Source organism: Shewanella putrefaciens (assembly GCF_016406305.1).
GTDB classification, from domain to species: Bacteria; Pseudomonadota; Gammaproteobacteria; order Enterobacterales; family Shewanellaceae; genus Shewanella; species Shewanella putrefaciens_C.
Genome location: NZ_CP066369.1, coordinates 77,193 through 101,680 on the forward strand (window position 1 = coordinate 77,193; position 24,488 = coordinate 101,680).

Annotated in this window: 22 protein-coding genes and 1 pseudogene; 10 read left to right on the forward strand and 13 right to left on the reverse strand. The window is 47.6% G+C overall.

Translation table 11 applies throughout. The features are described 5' to 3' along the window. Positions 1–74: 74 nt before the first annotated feature. Complete coding sequence (locus tag JFT56_RS00330; protein WP_198781818.1) at positions 75–1,550, forward strand: capsule assembly Wzi family protein; 1,476 nt, start codon at positions 75–77, stop codon at positions 1,548–1,550. A 50-nt stretch (positions 1,551–1,600) separates the two neighbouring features. On the opposite strand, the gene JFT56_RS00335 is transcribed toward JFT56_RS00330, so the two are convergent. Both JFT56_RS00335 and JFT56_RS00340 read right to left on the reverse strand, forming a co-directional pair. Then, positions 1,601–2,608, reverse strand: a complete 1,008-nt coding sequence (locus tag JFT56_RS00335; RefSeq protein ID WP_198781819.1) for an NAD-dependent epimerase — start codon at positions 2,606–2,608, stop codon at positions 1,601–1,603. A gap of 35 nt (positions 2,609–2,643) precedes the next feature. Continuing rightward, complete coding sequence (locus JFT56_RS00340) at positions 2,644–3,807, reverse strand: nucleotide sugar dehydrogenase (protein ID WP_198783464.1); 1,164 nt, start codon at positions 3,805–3,807, stop codon at positions 2,644–2,646. A gap of 239 nt (positions 3,808–4,046) precedes the next feature. Here JFT56_RS00340 and JFT56_RS00345 point away from each other — a divergent pair, with 239 nt between their 5' ends. From JFT56_RS00345 to JFT56_RS00355, 3 genes are read left to right on the forward strand one after another with little or no spacing between them, the layout of a single operon-like run. Then, positions 4,047–4,778: a glycosyltransferase family 2 protein gene (locus JFT56_RS00345; protein ID WP_198781820.1), complete on the forward strand. Its 732-nt coding sequence runs from the start codon at positions 4,047–4,049 to the stop codon at positions 4,776–4,778. A gap of 2 nt (positions 4,779–4,780) precedes the next feature. Then, positions 4,781–5,443, forward strand: a complete 663-nt coding sequence (locus JFT56_RS00350; protein ID WP_198781821.1) for a TVP38/TMEM64 family protein — start codon at positions 4,781–4,783, stop codon at positions 5,441–5,443. Positions 5,444–5,461: 18 nt separating this feature from the next. Continuing rightward, a complete protein-coding gene (locus JFT56_RS00355; protein WP_198781822.1) occupies positions 5,462–7,186 on the forward strand; it encodes an ArnT family glycosyltransferase in 1,725 nt (574 codons plus the stop codon). Positions 7,187–7,233: 47 nt separating this feature from the next. Here the strand turns inward: JFT56_RS00355 and mutM are convergent, their stop codons facing one another. The 8 genes from mutM to JFT56_RS00395 form a co-directional block, all read right to left on the reverse strand. Further along, positions 7,234–8,049 carry a bifunctional DNA-formamidopyrimidine glycosylase/DNA-(apurinic or apyrimidinic site) lyase gene (gene mutM / locus JFT56_RS00360; protein WP_198781823.1) on the reverse strand — a complete coding sequence of 272 codons (816 nt, stop codon included), beginning with the start codon at positions 8,047–8,049 and terminating at the stop codon, positions 7,234–7,236. A gap of 34 nt (positions 8,050–8,083) precedes the next feature. Next, positions 8,084–8,539: a hypothetical protein gene (locus JFT56_RS00365; protein WP_198781824.1), complete on the reverse strand. Its 456-nt coding sequence runs from the start codon at positions 8,537–8,539 to the stop codon at positions 8,084–8,086. A gap of 91 nt (positions 8,540–8,630) precedes the next feature. Beyond that, complete coding sequence (moaA, locus tag JFT56_RS00370; protein ID WP_198781825.1) at positions 8,631–9,614, reverse strand: GTP 3',8-cyclase MoaA; 984 nt, start codon at positions 9,612–9,614, stop codon at positions 8,631–8,633. 16 nt (positions 9,615–9,630) lie between these two features. Beyond that, the gene (locus JFT56_RS00375; RefSeq protein ID WP_198781826.1) at positions 9,631–11,430 is read right to left on the reverse strand and encodes a bifunctional molybdopterin-guanine dinucleotide biosynthesis adaptor protein MobB/molybdopterin molybdotransferase MoeA; all 1,800 of its coding nucleotides are present in this window, start codon (positions 11,428–11,430) and stop codon (positions 9,631–9,633) included. 29 nt (positions 11,431–11,459) lie between these two features. Further along, the gene (mobA, locus tag JFT56_RS00380) at positions 11,460–12,053 is read right to left on the reverse strand and encodes a molybdenum cofactor guanylyltransferase MobA (protein ID WP_198781827.1); all 594 of its coding nucleotides are present in this window, start codon (positions 12,051–12,053) and stop codon (positions 11,460–11,462) included. Next, a complete protein-coding gene (locus tag JFT56_RS00385) occupies positions 12,037–12,747 on the reverse strand; it encodes an ABC transporter ATP-binding protein (protein ID WP_198781828.1) in 711 nt (236 codons plus the stop codon). Before JFT56_RS00385 ends, mobA begins: the two co-directional genes overlap by 17 nt. A gap of 3 nt (positions 12,748–12,750) precedes the next feature. Further along, positions 12,751–13,458 (reverse strand): ABC transporter permease, encoded by a 708-nt coding sequence (locus tag JFT56_RS00390; protein ID WP_198781829.1) that lies wholly within the window; start codon positions 13,456–13,458, stop codon positions 12,751–12,753. Then, positions 13,455–14,279, reverse strand: coding sequence for a substrate-binding domain-containing protein (locus tag JFT56_RS00395; RefSeq protein ID WP_198781830.1), 825 nt, complete (start codon positions 14,277–14,279; stop codon positions 13,455–13,457). Before JFT56_RS00395 ends, JFT56_RS00390 begins: the two co-directional genes overlap by 4 nt. A gap of 232 nt (positions 14,280–14,511) precedes the next feature. On the opposite strand from JFT56_RS00395, the gene JFT56_RS00400 reads away from it, so the two are divergent. Together JFT56_RS00400 and JFT56_RS00405 are read left to right on the forward strand one after the other, a co-directional pair. Further along, entirely contained in the window at positions 14,512–15,942 is a 1,431-nt protein-coding gene (locus JFT56_RS00400; protein WP_198781831.1) for a sigma-54-dependent transcriptional regulator, read from the forward strand. A gap of 1 nt (position 15,943) precedes the next feature. Beyond that, complete coding sequence (locus JFT56_RS00405) at positions 15,944–18,073, forward strand: sensor histidine kinase (RefSeq protein WP_198781832.1); 2,130 nt, start codon at positions 15,944–15,946, stop codon at positions 18,071–18,073. Between the two features lie 237 nt (positions 18,074–18,310). On the opposite strand, the gene JFT56_RS00410 is transcribed toward JFT56_RS00405, so the two are convergent. From JFT56_RS00410 to JFT56_RS00420, 3 genes and pseudogenes are all read right to left on the reverse strand, one after another. Next, a complete protein-coding gene (locus JFT56_RS00410; RefSeq protein WP_198781833.1) occupies positions 18,311–18,769 on the reverse strand; it encodes a GNAT family N-acetyltransferase in 459 nt (152 codons plus the stop codon). Positions 18,770–18,867: 98 nt separating this feature from the next. Further along, on the reverse strand, positions 18,868–19,527 hold the full coding sequence (locus JFT56_RS00415) for a 7-cyano-7-deazaguanine/7-aminomethyl-7-deazaguanine transporter (protein WP_198781834.1): 660 nt from the start codon (positions 19,525–19,527) through the stop codon (positions 18,868–18,870). Positions 19,528–19,819: 292 nt separating this feature from the next. Beyond that, positions 19,820–19,990: pseudogene (locus JFT56_RS00420) on the reverse strand (ISAs1 family transposase); the annotation flags it as partial. A 598-nt stretch (positions 19,991–20,588) separates the two neighbouring features. Here JFT56_RS00420 and JFT56_RS00425 point away from each other — a divergent pair. From JFT56_RS00425 to JFT56_RS00440, 4 genes are all read left to right on the forward strand, one after another. Then, positions 20,589–20,939, forward strand: coding sequence for a hypothetical protein (locus JFT56_RS00425; protein WP_198781835.1), 351 nt, complete (start codon positions 20,589–20,591; stop codon positions 20,937–20,939). A gap of 283 nt (positions 20,940–21,222) precedes the next feature. Continuing rightward, entirely contained in the window at positions 21,223–21,804 is a 582-nt protein-coding gene (locus tag JFT56_RS19975; protein ID WP_269819997.1) for an RHS repeat-associated core domain-containing protein, read from the forward strand. 430 nt (positions 21,805–22,234) lie between these two features. Continuing rightward, positions 22,235–23,047 carry an RHS repeat-associated core domain-containing protein gene (locus JFT56_RS00435; protein ID WP_198781836.1) on the forward strand — a complete coding sequence of 271 codons (813 nt, stop codon included), beginning with the start codon at positions 22,235–22,237 and terminating at the stop codon, positions 23,045–23,047. Positions 23,048–23,698: 651 nt separating this feature from the next. Then, positions 23,699–24,424, forward strand: a complete 726-nt coding sequence (locus JFT56_RS00440; RefSeq protein WP_198781837.1) for an ABC transporter substrate-binding protein — start codon at positions 23,699–23,701, stop codon at positions 24,422–24,424. The last annotated feature ends 64 nt before the right edge of the window (positions 24,425–24,488 follow it).

Below are 24,488 nucleotides of genomic sequence, written 5' to 3' on the forward strand. Positions count from 1 at the left end.
CTGATGATCTTTCGTGGTATTTTTATGTTAATTTTGAGGCATTGTGACCTCGCGATGATAATGAAAAGGATGTTATGAAGGCTTTTTTTACCCCCACTATCCTCGCTACTAGCGTTGTCTCTGGTTTACTTTTTTGTTCTACACTCGCCGCTGCGCCTTGGGTGGATGCCTCGGATATTTATCTTCGAGCCGATATTCAAGCATTGGCGGATGCGGGTGTTATCACTGTGCCTGTGAATACTTTCCCCTTGATGTGGTCGGGAATTGGTGGCGATTTAGCGAAAGTTGAGCCTGAACTCCTTTCGCCAGCATTAGTGCAAGCCTTTGCCCGCGTTAACTTCTATTACCACAATGCGGTCGAGAATCGCGGCAATGCTAGAGTGAAAGTGTCGGCGGCGACGGATCCGGCAAGGTTTCAGCACTATGGTTCTGAATACCGCGAGAAGGGTGAAGTAAAGGGGTCCTATGAGTATTTAGGTTCGCGCATTGCCTATAAGACGACAGTGACCGAAACCTATGATCCCCAAGATAATAAAAACTTTCGACTCGATGATTCTTATTTTGCGGTCATTATGGGCAACTGGATTGCGACTTTAGGTACAGTGGAGCAGTGGTGGGGAGCGGGGTTTGATTCTGCACTGCACCGTTCGAACAACGCCCGTCCCATGCAGTCACTTAGCTTGAGCCGCAACAACGCCGCAGCCTTTGAGACACCTTGGTTATCTTGGATTGGCCCCTGGACATTTAAGACCGGATTTAGCCTCACCGAAGCCGAACGTGCCGTACCTAAAACGGCATTGTGGGATATGCGCTTCAGTGCTAAGCCCATAAAGCAAGTTGAAATCGGGCTCGCCTGGTCGACTCTATTTTGCGGTGAAGGGCAAGAGTGTCACTTTAGCTCCTGGTGGGATGCGGTTGCGAGCAATTCGGTTTGTATTGATGGTTCCAACGATTGCGCACCCGATCAGCGTCGGGATGCGGGCCACAGAACGCAGAGTATTGATCTTCGCTATGCCGACACTTGGCAGGATATTCCCGTGGGATTATACCTAGAACGTAGCTGTGAGAGTGGCAGCGACTGTGGTTCCCTCTGGGGGATGGATACCCATTTTGGTACTACGGGTAAGCAGTTTAAGTTGTTTATGGAATACTCGGATACCTATGTTAAGTGTGATGGCGACAGTGCCAATTGCTTCTACGAAGACCCGGTTTATCTGAGCGGTGCTCGTTACTATGGCCGGGCTTTAGGTTCAACCTATGATAGCGATGCCCAAACCTTTGTGCTTGGCTTAGTCGGCCAGTTTAGTAATAGCCGTGGCTTTACCTCACTGCTGCGTTATGCGCAGTTAAATAAGGACGGCACTAACGTGGCAACGACTTGGGCACCACAACCGCCGAAGGAAGATTTGTTGATGTTAGAACTGTCTTACCGCATGCCAGTGTGGAAAGGGATGTGGAGTCTAGGCGGAACTGTGTCCAGATCTGAGTTTGAACTTCAAGAAAACGAGACCAATGCCACGCTCTTTAGCAGTTTTGAATATCGTTTTTAATCGTTAAAACAAAAGCCTGCAAAATGCAGGCTTTTTTATTACCGCTAATATTACTGATTGTAAAATTGGCGATACCAGCCCACAAATTTCCCGACTCCCGTATTGATATCCACCTGTGGCCTGTAACCCACAGCGTTAAAGAGATCACGGGTATCCGCCCAAGTGGCGTGCACATCGCCGGGCTGCATTGGTAAGAGATTCTTCTTAGCCTCTATCCCGAGAGCGTGTTCGAGTGCCGTAATAAAATCGAGCAATTTGACTGGGCTACCGTTGCCTATATTAAAGACTCGATAGGGAGCACTGCTGGTGGCGGGCGAGCCTGTTTCCACCGTCCAGTCTGGCGTTGGGCTGGGTGGCTTGTCCTGGACTCTAATAATGCCCTCAACAATATCATCAATATAGGTAAAATCACGGCTTAAGTCGCCATGGTTATACACATCGATAACTTCACCCGCGAGTATGGCTTTAGTGAATTTAAACAAAGCCATATCCGGGCGTCCCCAGGGGCCATAGACAGTGAAGAAGCGCAGCCCAGTGGTGGGCAACTGGTATAAATGTGAGTAAGTGTGGGACATCAACTCATTGGCTTTTTTCGTGGCGGCATAGAGGGAAATGGGATGATCTATGCTGTCCTCGGTGGAGAAGGGCATCTTCTGATTTAACCCATACACAGACGAAGATGAAGCATAGACGAGATGCTCAATTTGGTGATGGCGACAGCCCTCTAAAATTGTCAGATGTCCCACTAGGTTGCTATCGGCGTAGGCCAAGGGATTGTCGAGTGAGTAGCGCACCCCCGCTTGGGCCGCCAAATGGATCACCCGTTGAAAACCATGTTGGGCAAACAGGGCGGCAATCCCTTCTCGGTCGGCGAGATCCAGTTTGATAAAACGGAAATTCCCTAAGGCCTGCAAGGGCGCAAGGCGGGCCAGTTTGAGCTCTACATCGTAGTAGTCATTAAGATTATCAATGCCGATAACGTCGTGGCCGAGGGCACATAGACGTTCACTGACCTTGGCGCCAATAAATCCCGCTGCCCCTGTGACTAAGTATTTCATGTTAAACCTTTTACTGTCGGCTCAATGGTTGAGCATTAATCCTGGTGGAACAGATCTCGGGTATAGACTTTGTCTGCAACATCGGTCAGTTCGTTAGCCATTCGATTGGAGACTATTACATCGCACATGGCTTTAAATTCATCTAAATCTCGAATCACCCTCGATTTAAAAAACTCATCTTCCTTGAGCACAGGCTCATAGACCACGACTTCGATACCTTTGGCCTTGATACGCTTCATCACGCCTTGCACGGCGGAGGCTCGGAAGTTATCTGAGTCGGCTTTCATGATCAAACGGTATATACCGACGCATTTGGGTTGCTTGCGGATAATCGCATCGGCAATAAAGTCTTTGCGGGTGGTGTTAGAGTCAACGATGGCGCTGATGAGATTATTGGGCACATCATTGTAGTTTGCCAACAGCTGTTTAGTGTCTTTGGGTAGGCAGTATCCACCATAACCGAAGGAAGGATTGTTGTAATAGTTTCCGATCCGGGGGTCTAGGCTCACCCCCTGGATAATCTGCCGCGTGTTTAAGCCTCGGCTCTGGGCGTAGGTATCGAGTTCATTAAAGTAAGCGACCCGCATGGCGAGAAACGTATTGGCAAACAATTTTATCGCTTCGGCCTCGGCGCTGTCGGTGAGCAAAATAGGGATATCTTGTTTGATTGCGGCCTTGGCTAAGAGATCGGCAAAGGCTTGGGCGCGGGGTGAGCGTTCTCCCACAATAATGCGCGAGGGATAAAGATTGTCATACAGTGCCTTGCCTTCGCGTAAAAACTCAGGAGAAAACAGGATATTATCACTATTGAGTTTTTGCCTTAGGGCCGCAGTAAAGCCAACGGGGACGGTCGATTTAATGATGATAGTTGTATTTGGATTGATGGCGAGGACATCCCGAGCGACATTTTCAACCGACTGGGTATTAAAGTAATTGGTCTGGGGATCATAGTCCGTTGGGGTGGCAATAATCACAAAGTCGGCCGATTGCACGGCCACATTCTGTGTTGTTGCGGTTAAATTCAGGGGTTTGTTTTTCAGGTAATCTTCGATTAACTCATCGACAACGGTGGATTGATGTGCGTTAACCTGTGCGACACGTTCCGGTGATAAGTCGATGGCGGTGACCCGGTTTTGCTGCGCTAATAGGACAGCATTTGAGAGGCCAACGTAGCCCATGCCCACAACAACGATATTCATAGATAGTCCCGATGCCATGCCTTTTGTTCCCTGTAACGTAACATAGTCTTATTACAAAAAAGTGCAATCAAGTGAAAGCGACAGTTCCAAATTCAGTCTTTTTCTAGAATATTTTCATCGTTTACAATACCCGGCTTGCATTCTGTTTGATTCACATAACACTCTATCAAGACAGATTTTTATTTTGCAATAATCATATGATACCGTATTGATGGTGTTAAAGTTTTTGGAGCCTTGAATTGATTTCTATCGTGATCCCGGCTAAAGATGAGGCAGGTAATATTGGCCCCCTGATGGAGGAAATATGCCATGCCCTCAAAGGTGTGACTGAGTTTGAAATTCTCGTTGTCGATGATGGCAGCCAAGACGATACCTTCGGCGAAGTAATGCGCACAGCCACTTTGCAGCAATGCGACGCTAAAGCGATTCGCCATGAACGCAGCACTGGGCAAAGTACCGCAATTTCCACTGGAGTCTTGCATGCCCGCGGTAAATACATTGTGACCTTAGATGCCGACGGTCAAAATGATCCCGCCGATATTCCCGCCATGCTTGCCCAATTACCCCATATCCATGCCGAGCATTTTTGTATTGCGGGTTACCGTAAACACCGCAAAGACACGGCATGGAAGCGGTTTCAATCCCGTGTTGCCAATAAGGTCCGTGATGCGTTGTTGCACGATGGTGTGCCCGATACTGGCTGCGGGCTTAAACTCTTCCCCCGGGAAACCTTCCTGCGTTTGCCGTATTTCGATCATATGCACAGATACATACCTGCATTAGTGCGTCGTATGGGCGGGGAGATTTTTATTTCTGTGGTCAATCATAGGGATCGTCAGGTCGGTGTCTCTAAGTACACGGCTTGGAATCGCGCTTGGGTCGGCATAGTCGATATTATGGGGGTGATGTGGCTTGGACGTAGGGCGAAGATAGCTAAGGTTGCTCGCAGTCAAGCAAGCTGGCGTGACTGATAATGAAGCGACTCTATAAGACGGTGTTTATCGTCTGCATCCTGCTGGTGTTGATGTTTGCCGTCCAGCAGGGGATGTTTGAGCATTTGACCGATAGTAACTGGGTCGCGCATTTTATTGCCGACAAAGGTGGTTTTGCGCTCTTAGTCTTATTATTAGTTGGCGCCTTGTTTACCGCCGTTGGAGGGCCGAGGCAGGTCATTGCCTTTGTTTTTGGCTTTGCCTTAGGCGGTCTTTATGGTGGTCTTTTCTCGACGCTAGCCGCTTTACTTGGCTGCGTGTTTGCTTTCTATGTGGCGAGATTCACCATTCGCAGCAGTCTACAGCGTCGGTTTGGTAAGCGCCTGCAAAAGTTTGAAGCCCTGATTATCCACAAAACTTGGCTGAAGGTCTTAATGATCCGTCTGCTGCCCGTCGGCAGTAATTTACTCACTAATCTGTGTGCGGGGGCGACTCACGTGCCCGCAGGGGGATTTATGCTGGGCAGTGTATTAGGTTATTTGCCGCAGATGCTGATTTTTAGTTTTGCCGGCGCTGGCATCGGCTTATCCGATCATAATCAGCTTGGGATCAGCATAGGTTTATTTATCTTATCTAGCCTAATAGGCGCGTATTTGTACCGTTCTAGCCTGCGTAAACAGGTGGATGAATTGGAAACCGAATAAGAGTAATAAGGACCCGCAATGGAAGCATTTGTGCGCCGTTTCAATAGTGAAGATTATTATCAGGTACTCTGGCCTTTACTCTTGATGAGTCTATTGATTTTGCTGGTCGGGATTGGTTTTCGCTCTCCTTGGCCCGCCGACGAGCCACGCTTTGTTGAGGTCGCACGGGAAATGGTGGCATCGGGGCAGTGGTTATTTCCGACCCGAGGCGGCGAGTACTATCCCGATAAACCACCGGTGTTTATGTGGGCCATAGCGCTATTTTACCAACTGACGGGCTCCCTTAAACTCGCCTTTCTATTGCCTAATGCCCTGTGTGGCCTGTTGACTGTATTTCTCGTGTACGATCTTGGCGCAAAACTATGGAATGTGCGTGTGGGCCGTAATGCCGCATTACTACTCTTGATTGTGCCGCAGTTTTTAATGCAGGTTAAAAATGCTCAGATAGATGCCATGGTGATGTGTTGGATCACTGTGGGATGCTACGGCCTGATCCGCCACTTTATGCTCGGCCCCCAGTGGCGCTGGTATTTTATTGGTTGGGGTTTTATGGGGCTGGGGGTTATCACTAAAGGAGTGGGATTTTTACCGCTGTTGATGTTAGTTCCTATCGGCATTTATGCCGTTAAGGAGAAAAGCCTTTTTCAAGGACGCTTGACTTGGCTCTGTCTTGCGGGGCCTTTGGCGATGCTCGCCGTGATCGCCTGCTGGTTAGTGCCTATGGTGCTAACGGTGCAAGCCCATGGCACGCCTGAGCTGGTTGCCTACCAAAACAATATTCTGTTTAAGCAAACCGGTGAGCGTTATGTCAACGCTTGGCATCATATTAAGCCTTGGTATTTCTTTATCTTAAGTGTTATTCCGTGGATGTGGTTCCCGATTTCTCTGCTGGTGGTCGCTTACTGGAAGCTATGGGTGCAGAAGGTTAAGGCCGATCCCAAGATTGGTATTTTACTGATTTGGGTGGCACTGGTGGTGCTGTTTTTTAGCATTAGCCCGGGTAAGCGCAATGTGTATATTCTGCCCGCATTACCTATGTTGGCCCTTGCGGCTTCTGCCGTATTAACTGGGGTTGCGCCTAAGGTTTGGTTTGAAAGACTCGTGAGTGGCGCTCTGTGGTTTTTAGGCGGGGTAGTGTTGCTGGCGGGGGTGCTGGCATTGATTCATCATCCCGCATTAGTCAAAGCCCTTGCCGACTATACCGATGATTTAACAGGTATTGGTTACTTGTTTATCTTGCTTGGCCTTTTGTGGTTTTTACTGCTTTGGCTCGGGCGCAAACAATTCGCCCTCGTGAAGGTGGGGATTGTCTCTGCCCTAGGTTGGGTGCTCGTCAGCACTTGGGGATACGCTATGCTGGATGAGATGCGTACCCCGAGGAGCTTGATGTTGCATACCGCAGCAGTGATTGGTGAAGATGCCGAGTTAGGCCTAGTGAACTTTAAAGAGCAGTTTATTTTGTTCTCGCCCATGAGTGTGACGCACTTTAGTTATTTAGCCCCAGTAGAAGAGCAAGAGCGCAATGCATGGCAATGGGTGCAGGAAAACAGACAGCGTTATCTATTAGTGCCAAGCGGGGCAAAACTGAGTTGTTTCAACATTAAAGGCGGTAAGAGCATGGGCATTGCCCACCGAGATGAGTGGATCTTACTCTCGGCCACAGAAATGACGCCAGAATGTGCATCGCCAACGCGGGAATACCGCTACTTTACCGATCATCCTGGGCGCTGGTTAAAGGAATAAACGCAAAATGCCTGCAATTGTGCAGGCATTTTTTATGGCTGTGAGCGCTAGCGCGTCTGACAAATTCCACAAAAGACTGTGGTGCGCTGGCCTAGACGGATTTCACTCAGTAGGTTGCCGCAGCTTGTGCAGGTTTCACCACCGCGGCCATATACATGCAGTTTTTGGGCGAAGTAGCCGGGTTTGCCATCGGCATTGGTAAAGTCTTTCAGCGTAGTGCCGCCCTGTTTAATGGCATGGGCGAGGATTTGTTTCACTTCGGCAACTAAAACGGTCAAACGCTCGATATCGATTTTACCTGCTTCGGCTTCGGGGTGAATCCCCGCGGCAAAGAGGGCTTCGTTAGCATAAATATTGCCCACTCCGACGACTATGTGGTTATCCATCAAACAGAGTTTAATGGCTTTTTTCTTGCCCGCTAATGCAGCGGCTAATTGATTGGCATTAAACGCATTGGTTAAAGGTTCCGGGCCGAGTTTTGCCAGTAATGGATGGGCTTCTTCCGGGAGTTCACACCAGAGCCAAGCGCCAAAACGTCGCGGATCGTTAAAGCGTAAAATGCGGCCATTGGCGAGCACTAGGTCGATATGGTCATGCTTTTCTACTGGGGTGTCGTGGGGCAGAATTCGCAAACTGCCCGACATGCCTAAATGCACTATGCTAGTGCCCGCATCTGTGTCGATTAACAGGTACTTAGCTCGGCGGCGCACCTGACGTATAACTTGGCCGATAATTTGTTTGGCGATGTCAGGTACGGGCCAGCGTAGCGAGCCATTGCGGATCACAAGATCAACCACGGTTTGCTCGACAAGGAAGGGTGCAATACCCTGACGGGTGACTTCAACTTCTGGTAATTCCGGCATGGATTCTTTCTTATCTTAAGTCAAATTGACCGCATTAAGCCGCGGGTTTGGCATCTATGATAGGTTGTAGTTTGGCGCGTAAACTCGGTGGCACTAAGTACCAATTACCCGCGGGAGATTTTAAGGCGCCCTCAATGGGGAAATAAAGCCACAGCTGTGGATCGGCAATATCGGCGATTTGAATCACTAATTCCTGTGGTTTATCTGCTGATTGTGGTGCTTTCGCTAAAGGGGATACCAGTACCGTTTGCCATGCATTTGCCCATTCATCGCAGTTGAGTATTTTAGTATCGCACTCCCATAGTGTGGCTTGCTTATGTAGCCACAAGCCATCGAGTTGCAATTGTGCAAGCGGGGCATGGTCGTCAAACAGGCGCTTGGCGTCACTGGGGATATTATGGGTTTTTCTATCCATAAAAGTGAGCACTGCCACCATAAAGACGCAGGCGAAAATGATGATGTTATTCCACTGTTTACGAGTTAGGGCCATGATAATGCGCGACAACGAGTAGGGGATGATACCCGAGTTTATCACGCCCAAAGTGAGATGCTAGTCCTGCGAGTGCGTTGAACTTTGTGGGTTAGCCGCCCGTTACATTCATAAAGCGTAGGATTTGCACCGCGTTATGATCGAACTCATGTTGTTTGGGCTTAAGGTTAATGCCGGCAAGAATGGCGGCTTTAAGCCTCTCGATATCCCCTGGGAATTGACGCACTATGCTTTTAAGATCAACGGCATGCTCATTGCCCAAACAGAGCAGTAATTGGCCTTCGACAGTGACTCTGACCCTGTTGCACTCATGGCAAAAGTTGTGGCTATGGGGCGAGATAAAACCGATATGGATTGGGCTGTTGGCCATAGTGTAATATCGCGCTGGGCCACCGGTGCGCTTATCGGAGAGTTTGAGTGGATAGCGCGTTTCTATGATGGCTTTGACTTCATCACTGCTGCAGTGGCGGGCGCGCTTACGTTCATCTATTTCGCCGAGGGGCATTTCTTCGATAAAGGCGATATCTAAGTTCCGCTCGCGGCAAAAATCCACAAGATCAATAACTTCATTATCATTTTGCTGTTTTAAAATAACGGCATTTATTTTAATGCGCCCAAAGCCTGCGGCAATGGCGGCATCGATACCTTCGATAACTCGCTCGAGCTTACCGTTGCGGGTTAACTGGGTAAAAAGCGTGGGATTTAAGGTGTCTAGGCTGATATTGAGGCGGGTTAATCCCGCATCGAACATAGGTTTGGCAAGCTTAGTCAGCCTCGAGCCGTTCGTCGTCATGGACAAATCCTTAAGTCCAGGGAGTTTGCCGAGCAGGCTGACAAGTTGATCGCAATCGGTGCGCACTAAGGGCTCGCCCCCGGTTAGGCGGATTTTCGTCACGCCTAGCTCGGTAAAGGCTTGGGCAATCCAAGCTAATTCTTCGAGGTGCAGCACTTGGTCCCTAGGCAGAAAACAGGGATTTTCGGTCATGCAATAGACGCAGCGAAAGTCACAGCGGTCGGTAACCGAAAGCCTTAAATATTCGACCCGACGGCCAAAGGGATCTACTAGTAAACTCATAGGTGCTCACTGGCTCCTAAAGTAAATCCGCAAAGGGTTGAATAAACACGGTTTCACCTGTATTCACTACTTCAGCCTCATCGCCAATGATGATAAGGCAATTGCCTGTGACCATGGAACTTAACATGCCCGAACCTTGGTTGCCTGTGCTGCTCACGTGTAGGCGTCCGTCCTTGCCGAGGTGATAAATACCGCGCATAAACTCGGTACGGCCTTGGCGGCTTCGCAGGGTTTCATCAGTGATGGCTGGAAATAATGGCGCTTGCCAATTGAGTTCACCACCCAGTTTACGCAGCGCTGGCTGCACAAATTGCAGGAAAGACACCATAACGGCCACGGGATTACCCGGCAGACCGAAGAACAGCGTTTCCCCAATTTTACCAAAGGCGAGCGGACGGCCTGGACGCATATTGATCCGCCAGAAATCGATATTGCCAAGGCGGGCGAGCACAGTCTTAATGTAATCGGCATCACCTACGGATACCCCGCCGGAGCTAATCACTACATCGGCCTGGGTTGCTGCCTGTGCAAGGGTGGCTTCGAGGGCGGCCTCTGAATCTTCAATGATGCCTAAATCTATGACTTCACAGCCTAAGCGCTTTGCCATCGCCTTGATAGTAAAGCGATTTGAATCATAAATGCAGTTAGCCTTTAGCTCATCGCCGGGTTGGCTCACTTCATCGCCAGTAGAGAACACGGCAACCCTGGGGCGACGATAGACACTGACACTATTGAGACCTAGGGAGGCGAGTAAACCTTGCTCTGCGGCGCCTAGACGGGTGGCTTTTGCGAGTGCAACTTGCCCCTTGGCGATATCTTCCCCCGCGAGGCGAACATGCTGACCTAGTTCAATATGGCCCTGCAGGCTCACAAGACCATCGACCTCTTGGGCGAGTTCTCTGGGTTGGACTGTATCGGCGCCTGCGGGCACAGGAGCGCCCGTCATGATCCGCACTGTTTCACCGACCTTGAGCGTGCCAGCATAGTGATGGCCGGCAAGCACTTCACCGACAAGTTTAAAGCTTGCTGGCATAGGGTCTTGATAAATAAAGGCGTAACCGTCCATTGCCGAGTTAGTCTGCTGTGGTACGTCGACGGGAGAAATGCTGTCGCTGGCGAGTACGCGGTTATCCAAGGCATCTAAGTCAAGGGCTTCAACCTCTGCGACTGGGGACACATGGGATAAAATCTGTGCTAACCCTTGGCTCACTGTGAGATTTTTATCATTGCCTAGTTCACAGGCATCCACAGTGTTGATCGGCAGCTTGATACTGGGCGCTTGCCAGTTGTGGGCATATTCCATCACAAAGTCGGCAATTTGGCTGACATTGTTGAGATCGAGGCGACGTAGCTCGCTCGGCAACTGAGTGTCATCGCAACAGGCGATGGCGAGAATATTGTCATCTTGGGTGTAGATAAAAGGTTTGTCGTGGGCGGCGCGGTGTAATTCGATTTTAGGTAATGTGAGCTTCTTAAAACCTTCGACGAGGACGATATCGACTTTATCGGCCTCGATTTGTTTTAGCAGATGGACGAGTTCAGGGTCGCCGTCGCGCGCATCTTCCGTCATCAGTGCCCAACGTACATGGGAGGCGACCAGCATTTGCCGCGCGCCAGCTTTACGCATTTCATAACTGTCTTTACCGGGGATATCCACATCGAAGTTATGGTGGGCATGTTTGATAACGGCTAAACGTAGCCCCCGTTGGTTTAATTCGGGGATTAACTGCTTGAGTAAGGTGGTTTTCCCCGTGCCGCTATAGGCACAAAATCCGAGAACGGGAATAGCGAGCGGATTGACGAAGGGGTTACTCATTTGCACCTCTAATCTGGGTTATGGGGGCTTTAGCTTTTAGTTATTTGCGCCGCCAGTCGTTGTTTTTGTTCCGGCGTATTCACATTCACAAAGGCGTTGGCCTGATCGGCGAAAGATTCAACGACAAAGTGATGCTTGGCATACCAAAAGTCCACTTTACGCTCACCCGCCTCGAGAAAAGCTTTCATCGAGTCACGTAAGCAAGGTTTTAACAGTAAGACGACGGGTTGTTCATATTCACCGTCACTGGCGACCGCGATCTCCGCATCTTCAGTCTTAATCGCTGCCAACATCCGTGGCACAAGATCCAATGGCAGTAGCGGGCAGTCGCAGGGCACGACTAATAAATAGTCTGCCTCGGTCTGGCCCATAGCGCTAATCATGCCCGCGAGGGGGCCGAGAAAACCAGTATGCTCATCGCTTATCACCTTAAAACCAAACTCAGCATACCGTGTTTGATTGCGATTTGCGTTGATCAGGATCTCCTTAACCTGAGGTTTTATCCTGTCAATCGTGTGTTCAATCATGGTCTTGCCATTTAATTCGACTAAACCTTTATCGTCCCCGCCCATACGGCGTGCCATGCCACCGGCGAGGATCACAGCATCAATTCGCAACGACATATAAAGATCCCTCAACTGGAGCTGTTTGTACGGATTGAGATGAGATTAGCACTCGCTCGCCTTCTATGTGCCATTGTTGTTTGCAGATGGCGGTTAACGCGCAATTTTGGTGACTGCTGAGCAGCATGCCTGTGCCTTCTTGTTTTAATTGTTGGATCATCTGCAATACCAGTGCTTGGGAATCCTTGTCCATATTGGAGGTCGGCTCATCGAGCATCAGGAGTTTAGGTTGCAGTATCCAAGCGCGTGCAATGGCGAGACGTTGCCTTTCGCCTCCGGATAGGTTGCTCGCTCTAGCGTGTAATAGCGAACCTAACTGAGCTATATCAATGGCTTGCGCCGTGCGTTGTTTCGCCTTGGCCTTAGCTTCAGTGCTGAAACTGAGACCATAGTTAAGGTTGTACTCTACTGTGCCATCGAATAAATAAGGGTGCTGATGCAGGTAAACAGCCTTACCTAGCAGAGGATTACGCTGCCACCAGGCATCAGTGGCAAAGCCGACGGCCTCGATATTTCCCTTAGTGGGTCTAATTAATCCGGCCAGAATTTTCATTAGGGTGGATTTACCCGACCCATTATCACCCTGAAGATAAATCACATCTCCCTGACACAATTCGAGTAATTCGGCTTGAAAGAGTAGGCGCGAGCCAAATGACATTTCCAAGTCTCGGGCGGTGAGTTTTACCTGAGTCATAGGTTAATGGCTCCTTGGCATAGCTTTGCCCCGTAAACTACCTAAAGCAAAGTTAAGGATCAAGGCCAAGATAAGCAGCACGAGTCCAAGGGCGATTGCTTGAGCAAAATCACCTTTGCTGGTTTCCAGCGCGATGGCGGTGGGGATATTACGGGTCACGTTTAAAATATTGCCGCCAACCATCATAGAACAACCCACTTCGGTCAGAATACGACTAAAGGCGGCGACAATGGCCAAGAGTAGGGGCATGCGCAGCTCACGGCATACTGTCCACACGGCTCGACCCCAGGAGGCGCCTAAGGTGCGTGAGGTTTCCCATGCCCGGCGATCGACGCTGGTAAAGGCGGCTTGGCTCATGGCGATCAGTACTGGCGCGCAGATCAACATTTGCCCGAGGATCATGCCTTCTTGGGTGAATAACCACTTTAAGTCCCCCAGCGGGCCATTGCGGGTCAGGAGTAAATACACCAGCAAACCTATTACCACAGTAGGGATAGATTGCAGGGTTTGGACTAAGTTAGTGACTAACCATTTACCACGAAAGGGCGCAAAGGCGAGTACAAAACCGAGCACCATAGAGGGGACTAAGGTGATTAACAGCGCCGCGAAAGAAACGGCAAACGAGACAGAGATGATGGACCAAACGTCGGGGTCCAATGAAAACAGCAGGCTCAACGCCTGCTGTAACAGTACTAGCCAGCCGTCGTTCATTCGCTATAGGTTGCCTTGAACAGTTGCTCACCTTCAACTTTGAAGTTGTTGATCATGCTTTGGCCTTCCTTGCTGATTAACCAATCGCTGAACGCTTTAGCGCCCTTGTGGTTCAGATCTGGATATTTAGCAGGGCTGATAAGGATAACTTGGTATGGGTTCGCTAGGGTTTTGCCACCATCGAAATCCACGCCCAAATCGAGCTTAGTCTTGTAAGCCACAAATGTACCACGATCCGCTAGGGTATAACCTTGTAACTCATTTGCCATCAGTAGGGTTTTACCCATGCCTTGGCCTACCGAGGTATAGCCTTTGAAATCGGGCGTCACACCCGCAGCTTTCCATACTTCTAACTCTTTGATATGGGTGCCAGAGTTGTCACCACGGGAAACGAAAGGTAAACCTGATTTGGCGATTTTAGTAAAAGCTTCTTCGGCGGTTTTGCTATCACGTAGTTTCGCTGGGTCGTTTTTAGGACCTAAGACAACGAAATCGTTTTCCATGATGCCACGGGGCTCAACACCAAAACCATCGGCAACAAATTTTGCCTCGGCACTTGGGGCATGGGTCATCACGAGATCCACATCGCCTTGCTCACCCAGTTTCAGGGCTTTACCTGTACCCGTGGCGATAACTTGGACTTTATAACCTGATTCACTCTCGAACTTAGGCAGGAGTTCTTTTAACAAACCTGAGTTTTCGGTACTTGTGGTGGTCGCTAGTTTAATGACTTCAGCAGATTGAGCGGGTAAAACGGTGAGCATGCTGGCAGCAATAACTAGGCTCAGTAATGACTTCATATGGGATTTCATGTTTAGCATGGATACTCCTTGGCGAAAAATAGGGTTCCGACTCAAATGCCTACTGAGCGGAGGGGTAAATTGTAATGCGTTCGATTGAAAGCAATTTAGATGCCAAGCCGATAATTGCCCTTTTCCCTTCACAGGCTGATCTAAACTGTGAGCTTGATCTCAGGCTCAACAAATAGTCCGCAGACAAATTGTCTCAGCGCACGCTTCTCATGGTTCATAGTGACCTATTAACCGAGTTTCAATGCTAGAATTGCTCGCAATTGAGTCAAAATGTCCAGAAGTGATCACTATGAGCCAGATAGATAACAACCTCAAGCCCCTTCCTTCGGCCGTTTCAGTGCTTATCGTCGACGATGAGCCCGGAATGCGTAGTTTTTTAAATAAGGCATTGTCTAAGAAATTCGCCTTAGTTGAAACCGCTGGCAGCATTGAAGATGCGGAGCAGTTGCGTAGCCGGTGCCACTTTGACCTATTGATTGTCGATATTCGTCTACCGGGCCGCTCTGGGATCGAATGGCATGAAGCCTTAGATGAGCAGGGGCGCCGTTCGGATATTATTTTTATGACGGGTTATGCGGATATGGAAGTGGCAATTACCGCCCTTCGCGCCGGGGCTTCTGATTTTATTATGAAGCCTTTCCACCTTGAGCAGATGATGTCGGCGGTTGACCGTTGTATCGAGCGCCGTTTGCTTAAGCGTGAAAACCTGATGCTGCGCCGCGAGGTCTCTATCGGTTATTCCTCGACCATTATTGGCAGCAGCGAGGCCATGAAGTCGGTCAAACATATTATCGAGCGGGTGGCGCCGACCAATGCCGTCGTGCTTATTCAGGGTGAATCCGGTACGGGTAAAGAATTGGTCGCAAGACAATTGCATTTACTCAGTGGCCGTCAGGGACCATTTGTGCCCGTCAATTGTGGATCCATCGCCCCTGAGTTACTCGAGAGCGAGTTATTTGGTCATACGGCTGGGGCATTTACCGGGGCGAAAGGCAATCGTGAAGGGTTATTTAGTTTTGCCTCCGGTGGCACTATTTTCCTCGATGAAATCGGCGAGATGCCACTGAAAATGCAAACGGCTCTACTCCGAGTATTGGAGCAGAAGGCGATTCGGCCCGTGGGCAGCGAGAAGGAAGTCAATATTGATGTCCGCGTGATTGCCGCGACTAATCGTACACTTGTCGAGGAAGTCGAAGCGGGAAATTTCCGCCGTGATCTATATTACCGATTGAATGTGTTGGATATTTTAATTCCTCCCCTGCGCGAGCGCCCTGAGGATGTGGTGGAACTGACCCATCATTTTACTCGGCAATTGGCCGCCGATTTGGGCGTGAGGGAAGTCGTGTGGAGCCATGAGGATATGGTGAAATTACAACAGCATGAGTGGCCAGGAAATATCCGTGAGCTGCGAAATATGATTGAGCGCTGTATTTTACTCGGCAAGCCCCCGGCGGAATATTGGAAACAGCAGATTAAGAGCGAGTCCTTATCGTCCCAGGGTTACCCCCTTGATTGGCCATTAAAAGAGGTTGAAAAACATCATGTTACTAGTGTTGTCGACCTGCACTCTGGTAATAAATCAGCCGCCGCACGTGACCTAGGCGTATCCCGTAAGACCTTAGATCGCAAATATAAAGAGTGGTTTGACTTCAGCGGCGAACAGGAGTCTTAGGGTGTCATTTTTCACTCACTTTTTTGGTGTCAGTTGGCAGCAAATGCAGGCCAAGGTGCGCTATCGCATATTAATCCTAACTTTACTGCCCATTCTGCTGACCTTAGTGAGTTTAGTGTTTATCACTATCTACTGGAATATCAGCTACACAGGTAAACAGCTGTTTATGAAGGTCAAGGCCGACCTCGCCGTGGCCGAAAATACCCTGCAGCAAGTGCAAGTCCGCCAAGAAAAACAGCTTGAGCGGGTGATGACGTCGTGGACCTTTCAGAATGACTTTCGACCCATCTTAGGGGGAGCCTTGGCCCATAGGGCGAGTATCGATGCCTTCCTGCAGGAGCAGAAAATGCTGCTCAATCTCGATTATTTGCGTTTAGTCAGTGTAGATGAAGCGGCGGCGGACCCAGATTTACGGCTGATATTGCCTAAGATGGGAGGCTTGCTGCCTTACTCTGGGCTGATGGTGTTATCGCCAGAGCGCTTATCGCGCATCGATCCTGAGTTAGCTGTCACCGCCAGTATTCCCATTGTGGCGACATTAAGGGCACAGAGCCCGAGCAAGGCAGTGGAAGAGCGAGGCTTACTCAGCCGTAGCCTGTTACCTGTGCCCGATGCCGAGGGTAAAGTGGCCTGGTATCTCGACGGTGGTATTTTATTTAACCGTGATACTCGGATAGTCGATCATATTCGTGATCTGGTGTATGACAAGGGGACGCTGCCCGAGCGTTCGATAGGCACTGTCACCATTTTCTTAGATAATATTCGCATCTCAACCAACGTACCCTTGCACTTTTATCCAAAGGGGACCGAGACCCAGGGGCGCGCGTTGGGGAGTTTAGTGTCTGAGGAAGTGCGTGAGAAAGTGTTAGCTCAGGGCGACTTATGGGTCGATAGAGCGTTTGTGTTTAATGATTGGTTTATCTCTGCCTATGCGCCCTTAGAGGATATTCGAGGGCAGCGGGTAGGTATGATCTACACTGGGTTTTCTGAGTCGCCTTTTATCCACAATTATCTCCTTAATATTATTGAGTTAGGTACGATTTTGATGTTAGTGCTGCTGGTATCTGGCCTGTTAGTTTACCGCGGTGCTTACAGTCTGCTGCAACCGATAGAACGTATTCACCACGTGGTGCAAGCGGTGCAGTCTGGCCGTAATATTCGTATTGGCGCCCTAGGGCTCGATAGGGATAACGAGCTCTCTAATTTAGCGGAGCAGTTTGACAGCATGCTTGACCTGTTACAGCGGCGAAATGCGCAGATCCAAGCGGCGGCGGAGCAGCTTGAAATGAAAGTCGAGGAGCGCACTCGCAGCTTGCAGGATAAGACCCTAGAGCTACAACGAAACGTGGCGCTACTCAACGAAACCCGCCAACAGTTAGTCACCAACGAGAAGCTCACCGCCCTAGGTGAACTGACCGCCGGTATCGCCCATGAAATTAACAATCCTACCGCCGTTATCCTCGGCAATATGGAGCTACTACGCTATGAGCTTGGCGATAATGCCGAAGTGGTAAAAGAGGAAATAGATCTAGTTATTCAACAGGTTGGAAGGATAAGCACTATTATCCGCAGCCTATTGCAGTACAGCCGCCCAGGTGAATTCAATGCGCCGCTGGAGATGCATCCTATTACGCCTATTATTGAAGAGATGCTAGTGTTAGTGCGGCATTCCATTCAAAAACAAGAAGTTGTGCTTATCACTGAGCTCAATGCCACTTGCCCTGTACAGGTTAATCGGCCGCAATTACTGCAGGTCTTGATTAATCTTGTCGTGAACGCGGCACATGCAATGGATGGCAAGGGCCGCATCTGGGTGCGGACCTATGACTGGCTGCAGCAGGATATGCCGATTGGTGTCAAAATCGAAGTGGAAGATGAAGGTTCTGGGATTGCACCTGAACAACTTGGGCGGATTTTCGACCCATTTTACACCACACGTAAAGATGGTACTGGCCTAGGGCTTTCCCTTAGCTACGGTATTATTAAGCGAATTGGTGGCACTATCGAAGTGAGTTCTATATTGGGCAAAGGCTCTATCTTTACGATAGGCTTGTACCATGAAGCGAAGGAAGAGCAGCAAAATAATCCCTACGAGGGCTTACATTTTTCAGGCGGTTCTACCGAGATTTAGATAAATTTAAGGCAAAAAAAAGCCGGATGATGAATCCGGCCACAAAAGAGTGTGTGTGAGCAATGTCGTGCTTGCAAACTCAGGAGCACTTTAAACACTTCAGATTACCAGTCATCGGTGTTAAAGATGAGTTTTGGAACGCAAGTTAACGATAATCATTCTCAATTGTGTTTGCAAGCTATTTAATGAAAAAAGTGCAAATCTTTACAAAGAGTGGCACTGATTTCCCTTAATCTCTTAGATAGACTTGCTCAAATGCAGCTTATGGTCGATAAGGTTTTTGGGGTCGGTGTTGAGTTCAGTAATCAAATACTGATTCCGGATCAATAAATTAAGCATCGCAGGAAAACGGTTCATCGTCTTAACTTGAATATGGCGATAACCTTGACGGTGGGCCCAAGTCTCTTGGTATTCCAGCAGACTCTGCGCCAGCCCTAAACGCCTAAAGTCGCTGGCAACTCCCCCTAACCAACTGTAAAAACGGGTTTCATCTTGTCCGTATCCCAGCTTAAACCCCGCGAGTTCACCCTCAACATAGGCTAATAGAATCAAGCATGTTTTGCCTGCCAGCCGCTCCGTTAGGATTTGACTGGTGAGTGGGCGATCGAGTTCTGGGATCTGCAGGCTAAGTTCAACGAGTTGCTCGGTTAGCTCGGGCGTCAGTGCTGTCAGCGCTTTGATTTCAATAGAATACATAATTTTCTCTCATGAAAATCGGCCCCATTCAACAGCGAGAAGCCATGGGGCCGAGGATAAACTGGCTAAATTATAACAGGTCTGGCCAGTTGAGTTAATCAGGAAACTACTTTTTGCGGACTGGTTTGCAAAATCTTGTCTTGTAAGACTTTTAGCAAAACACCGTAGGCAGGCAGGAATAGACCTAAGCTCACGAGTAACTTAAAACCGTAATCGACACTGGCAATTTCGGGCCAATGAGCGGCCATAAAGCTGTCCGATGAGGCATAAAAAGCGACGCTAAAGAAAACTAAGGTATCGACTAAGTTACCCACTATGGTGGATGCCGCAGGTGCGACCCACCAAGAGCGGCTGGCCCGCAGGCGAGCAAAGACTGTGATATCCATCAGTTGGCCAATCAAGTAGGCGGCAAAACTGGCAAAGGCGATACGAAAGACGAAGGTATTCCACTGCCCAAGTGAATCAGCCCCTTGGAAGCTACCCTGGTGAAATAGCACGCCCATCACGTAGGAAATCATCAGTGCAGGCACCATAGCCTTAAGGATAATGCTACGCGCAGCCGTTTGGCCGAAAATACGTACAGTGAGATCTGTGGCTAAATACACGAATGGAAAGCTGAATGCGCCCCAAGTCGTGTGGTAACCAAATAGCTGAAATGGCAGTTGTACTAAGTAGTTGCTGACGCAAATAATCAGTATGTGGAATCCTACTAATAGGAGTAAGGCGCGGCGGAGCTGCGCTGCGGTTAACATTAACATTCTGTGGCCTTTTTAGTTGTGTAGGGCGGGGTGAGGGAACCCGCTAATGATCATTTTATTATATTGAATCGCTTATCAACCGATCCCAGTACACTGCAATCGGAGGGCGGCCATTATAATGACCGCCCCTTAAGATGCAAGCTAACAGTGCACATTCCAACCACTTTTAAATATGTGTCTTGGTAAACCGCCAGGGCGGGATTAAGCTTTGTTAAATTTCTTAACTAAAGCGTATCTCGCTCCAAAATCGCTATACCATGTTGCCTTTCTCATCTTGGTGGGTTTGCCAGCTTTTAGTGGATGCTGCTCTTAAGCGATTTGCCCAACGAAAGAGCGTTAAAACCAGGATTTCAGTATCGATGACTTTAATGATCCGCGCGATTGAATGCCGAGTAGGGATCCCTTTGTCAAAATCTCGATGTTTACACAACCAAGATAGGTTCTCTTTGCCGAATTCTTCGATGAGTTTCAAGTGTTCAAATAGTGACATAGGGAACAGGTCGTTAGCATAACATTCCGTTTTTTAAGCCTAAAAGTATCCGTTAGTTAACAAAGTATGATCCCGCCCTGTATATCTCCCCGAGTTTATCAGACAATTAAGTCTGATTATTTGTACAAAAGTGTAGCAATTTAAGTCTTGTTGAAACGAATTGGCCGTAGCGGATAACTCTGCCATATAGAATGTATATGAATCATTATGCTGAAGTTTATTTTTATTTTAAATTATTAGATTGTTCAGTGAGTAATTCATAGGTTACGCCATGCTTAAAATGGTCATCGCCTGGCAGTGGAGTTACATTTTAGATATTGACAGTGTGTATAGCTGAACTACGTTATAACTTCTTGTCGAATGCTAGCATTGGGGCGTGCACAACGCCTTTCGTGAGTTTTATATAAAGAGTGCAAGCGAGTTAAATTTAAAAATGTAAAGTGCAATTAATGCTGTGAATTAGTCGCGCTATGAAAGTTATAGTTAAAAAGGAACAGTTCATCAGGACCGGCATGTCAGCAGTTTGTGTATTTTCTGGAATGTTTTGCCATTCTAAGAATGGTTGAATTAAATGATAAAAACTAAAGATAATAGAAAAATATTATTGATGCTAATGATTGCTTTCTTTGTAGTGGGTGCTTTGTTGAACATTGCTTTGTTTATCGGTGAAAATGAGTATCAAACCGCAATTCACCTATTAGGTGAAAGTGTCAACCTTAACGATGATGTATGTAATGCCAAAGTTGTTTCATTAACTCTTGATGCTATGCAGAAATTTCACTCTAAAAGGTCAGAGGCGTTTACGGGCTTCTTCTGGGGGAACATTAGTATTCTGATTCTTTACTGCGTGACTGGCTTGCTGGCTCTTAGGGCTAACAACCATACCCCCGCAGTATCGGCTAAGGCATCACCGCGGCAGTAACCGATGTGAATAATTAGAAACGTACGTTTTACGACCTAAATCAGTTATAAACGGGTCAAACTCGCATTAAATGCAAATAAAAGGGTCAGATTCAAATAAATGAGAGAGTCTATTTAAATTGGTTCTGCCCTCTTTATATTTATAATGCATTTTACGAGGAGCTTAGAGCAACGACGAAAGAGCTGCAGAGTTAGCGCTTGATGAACTTGGCGCCAAATGGGGAGCTCATATCCGCTAGTGATTAATTCATAGCGAAAGAACTTCAAGCATTGGTGATTTTAACTTGGGCTTGACTCCAGGCGTCCTGCCTTACGCCCTTTGGGCCATCGCAGGCGATGTTCAAAAATGTTCCGGACATTTTTGTCCAGGTCAATATTACGATACTGAATCAGGCCTTTGGTACAACTGGAACCGTTATTACGATACGGCATTGGGTAGGTATATTCAGAGTGACCCGATTGGTTTAGCGGGTGGAATAAATACTTATGCTTACTCATTAAATAATCCCATTACGATTTATGATCCTAACGGTCAAAAAGCCATTAATGTAGCAGTATGTTATGCAGCGGTAGAAGGGGTAGGGTTACTCTCAACTGCTTATGGAATGAGTCTAATGTCCTCGGATCTTATTGAAAATTTGGATCATATGCTCGGAGTTGTAGATAAGCAGATCAGTGAATGCGACGCTAGCACGAATGATGGTAATTTGAAGCAGCTACAATTAAATAAAATTAGAGAAAGTATCATAAGGCAAAAGGGTAACGCGATGACAACAGGGATGGATGGTTCTACATTTGTTGTTGGTGGGATAGGTGTGGCTCTTGCTGGTCTGGTGTGTGGTGCATTAGCCCCAACACCACTATAAAAGAAATGAACATTATGAATAAATTTAAATTAAAAATTTTGGTTTTGAAGGTGTTACTTATCATCTGCGCTATAGGTATGACATCAACATATATAGCTATTGGAAAATCATCTGTTTTCAAGTCGAGAATAGAAACCTTTATCTCGGTCCCTTTGAATGAGGGGCAAGAGTACAATGTTGATATGTTAAAGGCAAAGATTGAATCACTTGAAAACTTAAATTCAATAAAAGATGGTCTTTATTCGCAAATTATGGAGATTAATCAATTTAGTTTAATCGTTTCGTGTGTCGTATTTAATTTACTTCTTTTAGCATTAATATTTAGGCTGTTTTTTGTCAAAAACCAGAATTCAGATAATAACTGCGACACTCATAATTGAGGCGTAGAGGCAGCAGCACTGAGCGCTATATCTATTCCAGTGCGGGGCAATTGCTGGCGGAGCCCAACAGCAGTAAGGAATATATTTATTTCAATGGCATGCCAGTCGGTTATGTAAAGAGCAATGTGCTGTACTTTGTCCACAGTGACCAACTAAGCCGGCCTGAGTTGATTACCGATGCCAGCAAATCAGTCGTGTGGAAGGCGAACCTTAAGGCGTTTGACAGAACGGTACAGACCTCGAGTATTGGGGAGTTTAATTTGGGCTTGACTCCAGGCTTCCTGCCTTACGCCCTTTGGGCCATCGCAGGCGATGTTCAAAAATGTTCCGGACATTTTTGTCCAGGACAGTATTATGATACTGAATCAGGCCTTTGGTACAACTGGAACAGTTATTACGATGCGGCATTGGGCCGGTATATTCAGAGCGATCCGATAGGTTTAGCGGGTGGGATCAATACCTATGCTTATGTGGGTGGGAATCCTGTGACGAGGGTTGATCCAGATGGAAAGTTGTGGCTAATTGCAGCTAAATGTTTGGCTAGTGGTATTGGAGGGGCGCTTGCTGGAGATAAATATATCAACTACCAAAAGGACTCCATAAAAAGCAATAGTGTACAGCAATCTTCAGATTGTGATTCTACTCAAAAAAGAGCCAAGATGGTCAGAGATGGAGCTTCTTCATTTGATATGGAAGGTGCAAGTACCATTGCGACTATTGGCCTATTAGGAGCAGGAGCTAAAGCTACAGGTATCGTTGGTTTGGCATGTGCTGCTGCAGGCGGTTGGATTGGTATCAACTATTCTGATGGTACTTGGGGCGATTCTATTGATAATTTTGTCGACAAATGGAAGCCATGGTGATCTTATGCTCAGTAAATTTATAAATAGTAAAGTAATCAATTATTGTTCCTATGGAGTAATCGTTGTGGCAGTTACAATACTCGGAGCTAGGTCGTTTTTCATACCGATTTTTAACAGTGTTTATGATTGCTCGTCGATAGATCCAAGGCTTGAAGTTGTGTTGTTATACATTTTTAGTTTTAGCTTCACCTTATTTTCGTTTGGAATAGGAGCGTTGGGCATTTCCATTTGTTCAATTTTACCTAAATTTTCAAAAATTGGTGATCCATCATTAACAAGTGAAGTGAAAGAACATGTAATCTTAAGTATATTCGTATTCACAGGGTTTATACTTATATTGTCACTTAAGTTGCTGATATAAAAAGTTTAAAAAAGAAAAGAGAGAAACGCAAACAAGGCCGATTTGTTGCTGGCGGAGCCCAACAGCAGTAAGGAGTATATTTATTTCAATGGCATGCCAGTCGGTTATGTAAAGAGCAATGTGCTGTATTTTGTCCACAGTGACCAGCTAAGCCGGCCAGAACTGATTACCAATGCCAGTCAAGCCGTAGTGTGGCGCGTCAAGGCGTTTTATTGCACTGAGCTATCCTAAGTTACACAACAAAGAGATAGAAACTATCCTACACTTCTTAATACATGAAGGAGGGCGCGATGAGATCATTCTTTAGTGTATTTTGCCTGTGTTTGTTGAGCTTTTTTGCTTCGGCGACTCCCACCAATCCTGTTGTTATTAACCTAGTGACAGCAACATGGGAGGGTTTCGCTAATCCCGATGAAACTGGCTACTACTTCGATATCCTTAACCGCGTTTTTCCGGCGCCAGAATGGCAGCTCAATGTGCAGTTTGTTCCCTTTGCGCGCACGCTTTATCTGATTGAAAATAACCGAGTCGATATAGTGCTCAGCGTGTACAAAGGAGATATTAAAAAGAGCCTATTGAGTGAGCATGCTGTCGAGATCGATTCTATTGATGCCGCCGTTACCCCGGCCATTGCCGCCAGTTGGGTCGGGATCGAGAGTTTATCCCATAAAAAAGTGCGGGCCATGTTGGCCTATCGCTACAATATGCTGACACCCGTGCCCATGTACTACGAAGAAAGCAGCGATATGCTCACTATGCTCAATAGTTTAAATGCGGGGCGAATCGATGCCGTGCTGGACTATCGAAAAGGCATCCTATCCCTAGTGCCTAGACTAAAAGACCGGAAGAATTTTGTTATTATTCAAGGGGTACTAAAGGCGGAAACCTTTTTTGCCTTCGCAAATACCGAAAAAGGCCGCATGTTGAAACAGCATTTTGATCTAGCCCATAAACGCTTAATCGACTCGGGTGAGCAAGATAGGCTCTTTACTGAGACAAAGGCGAATGGCTATTAAACCCCCATTAACGATAGTTCGATCAACTCTGGTTCTATAAGCTATTGTTCTAGAAGCCATAGTA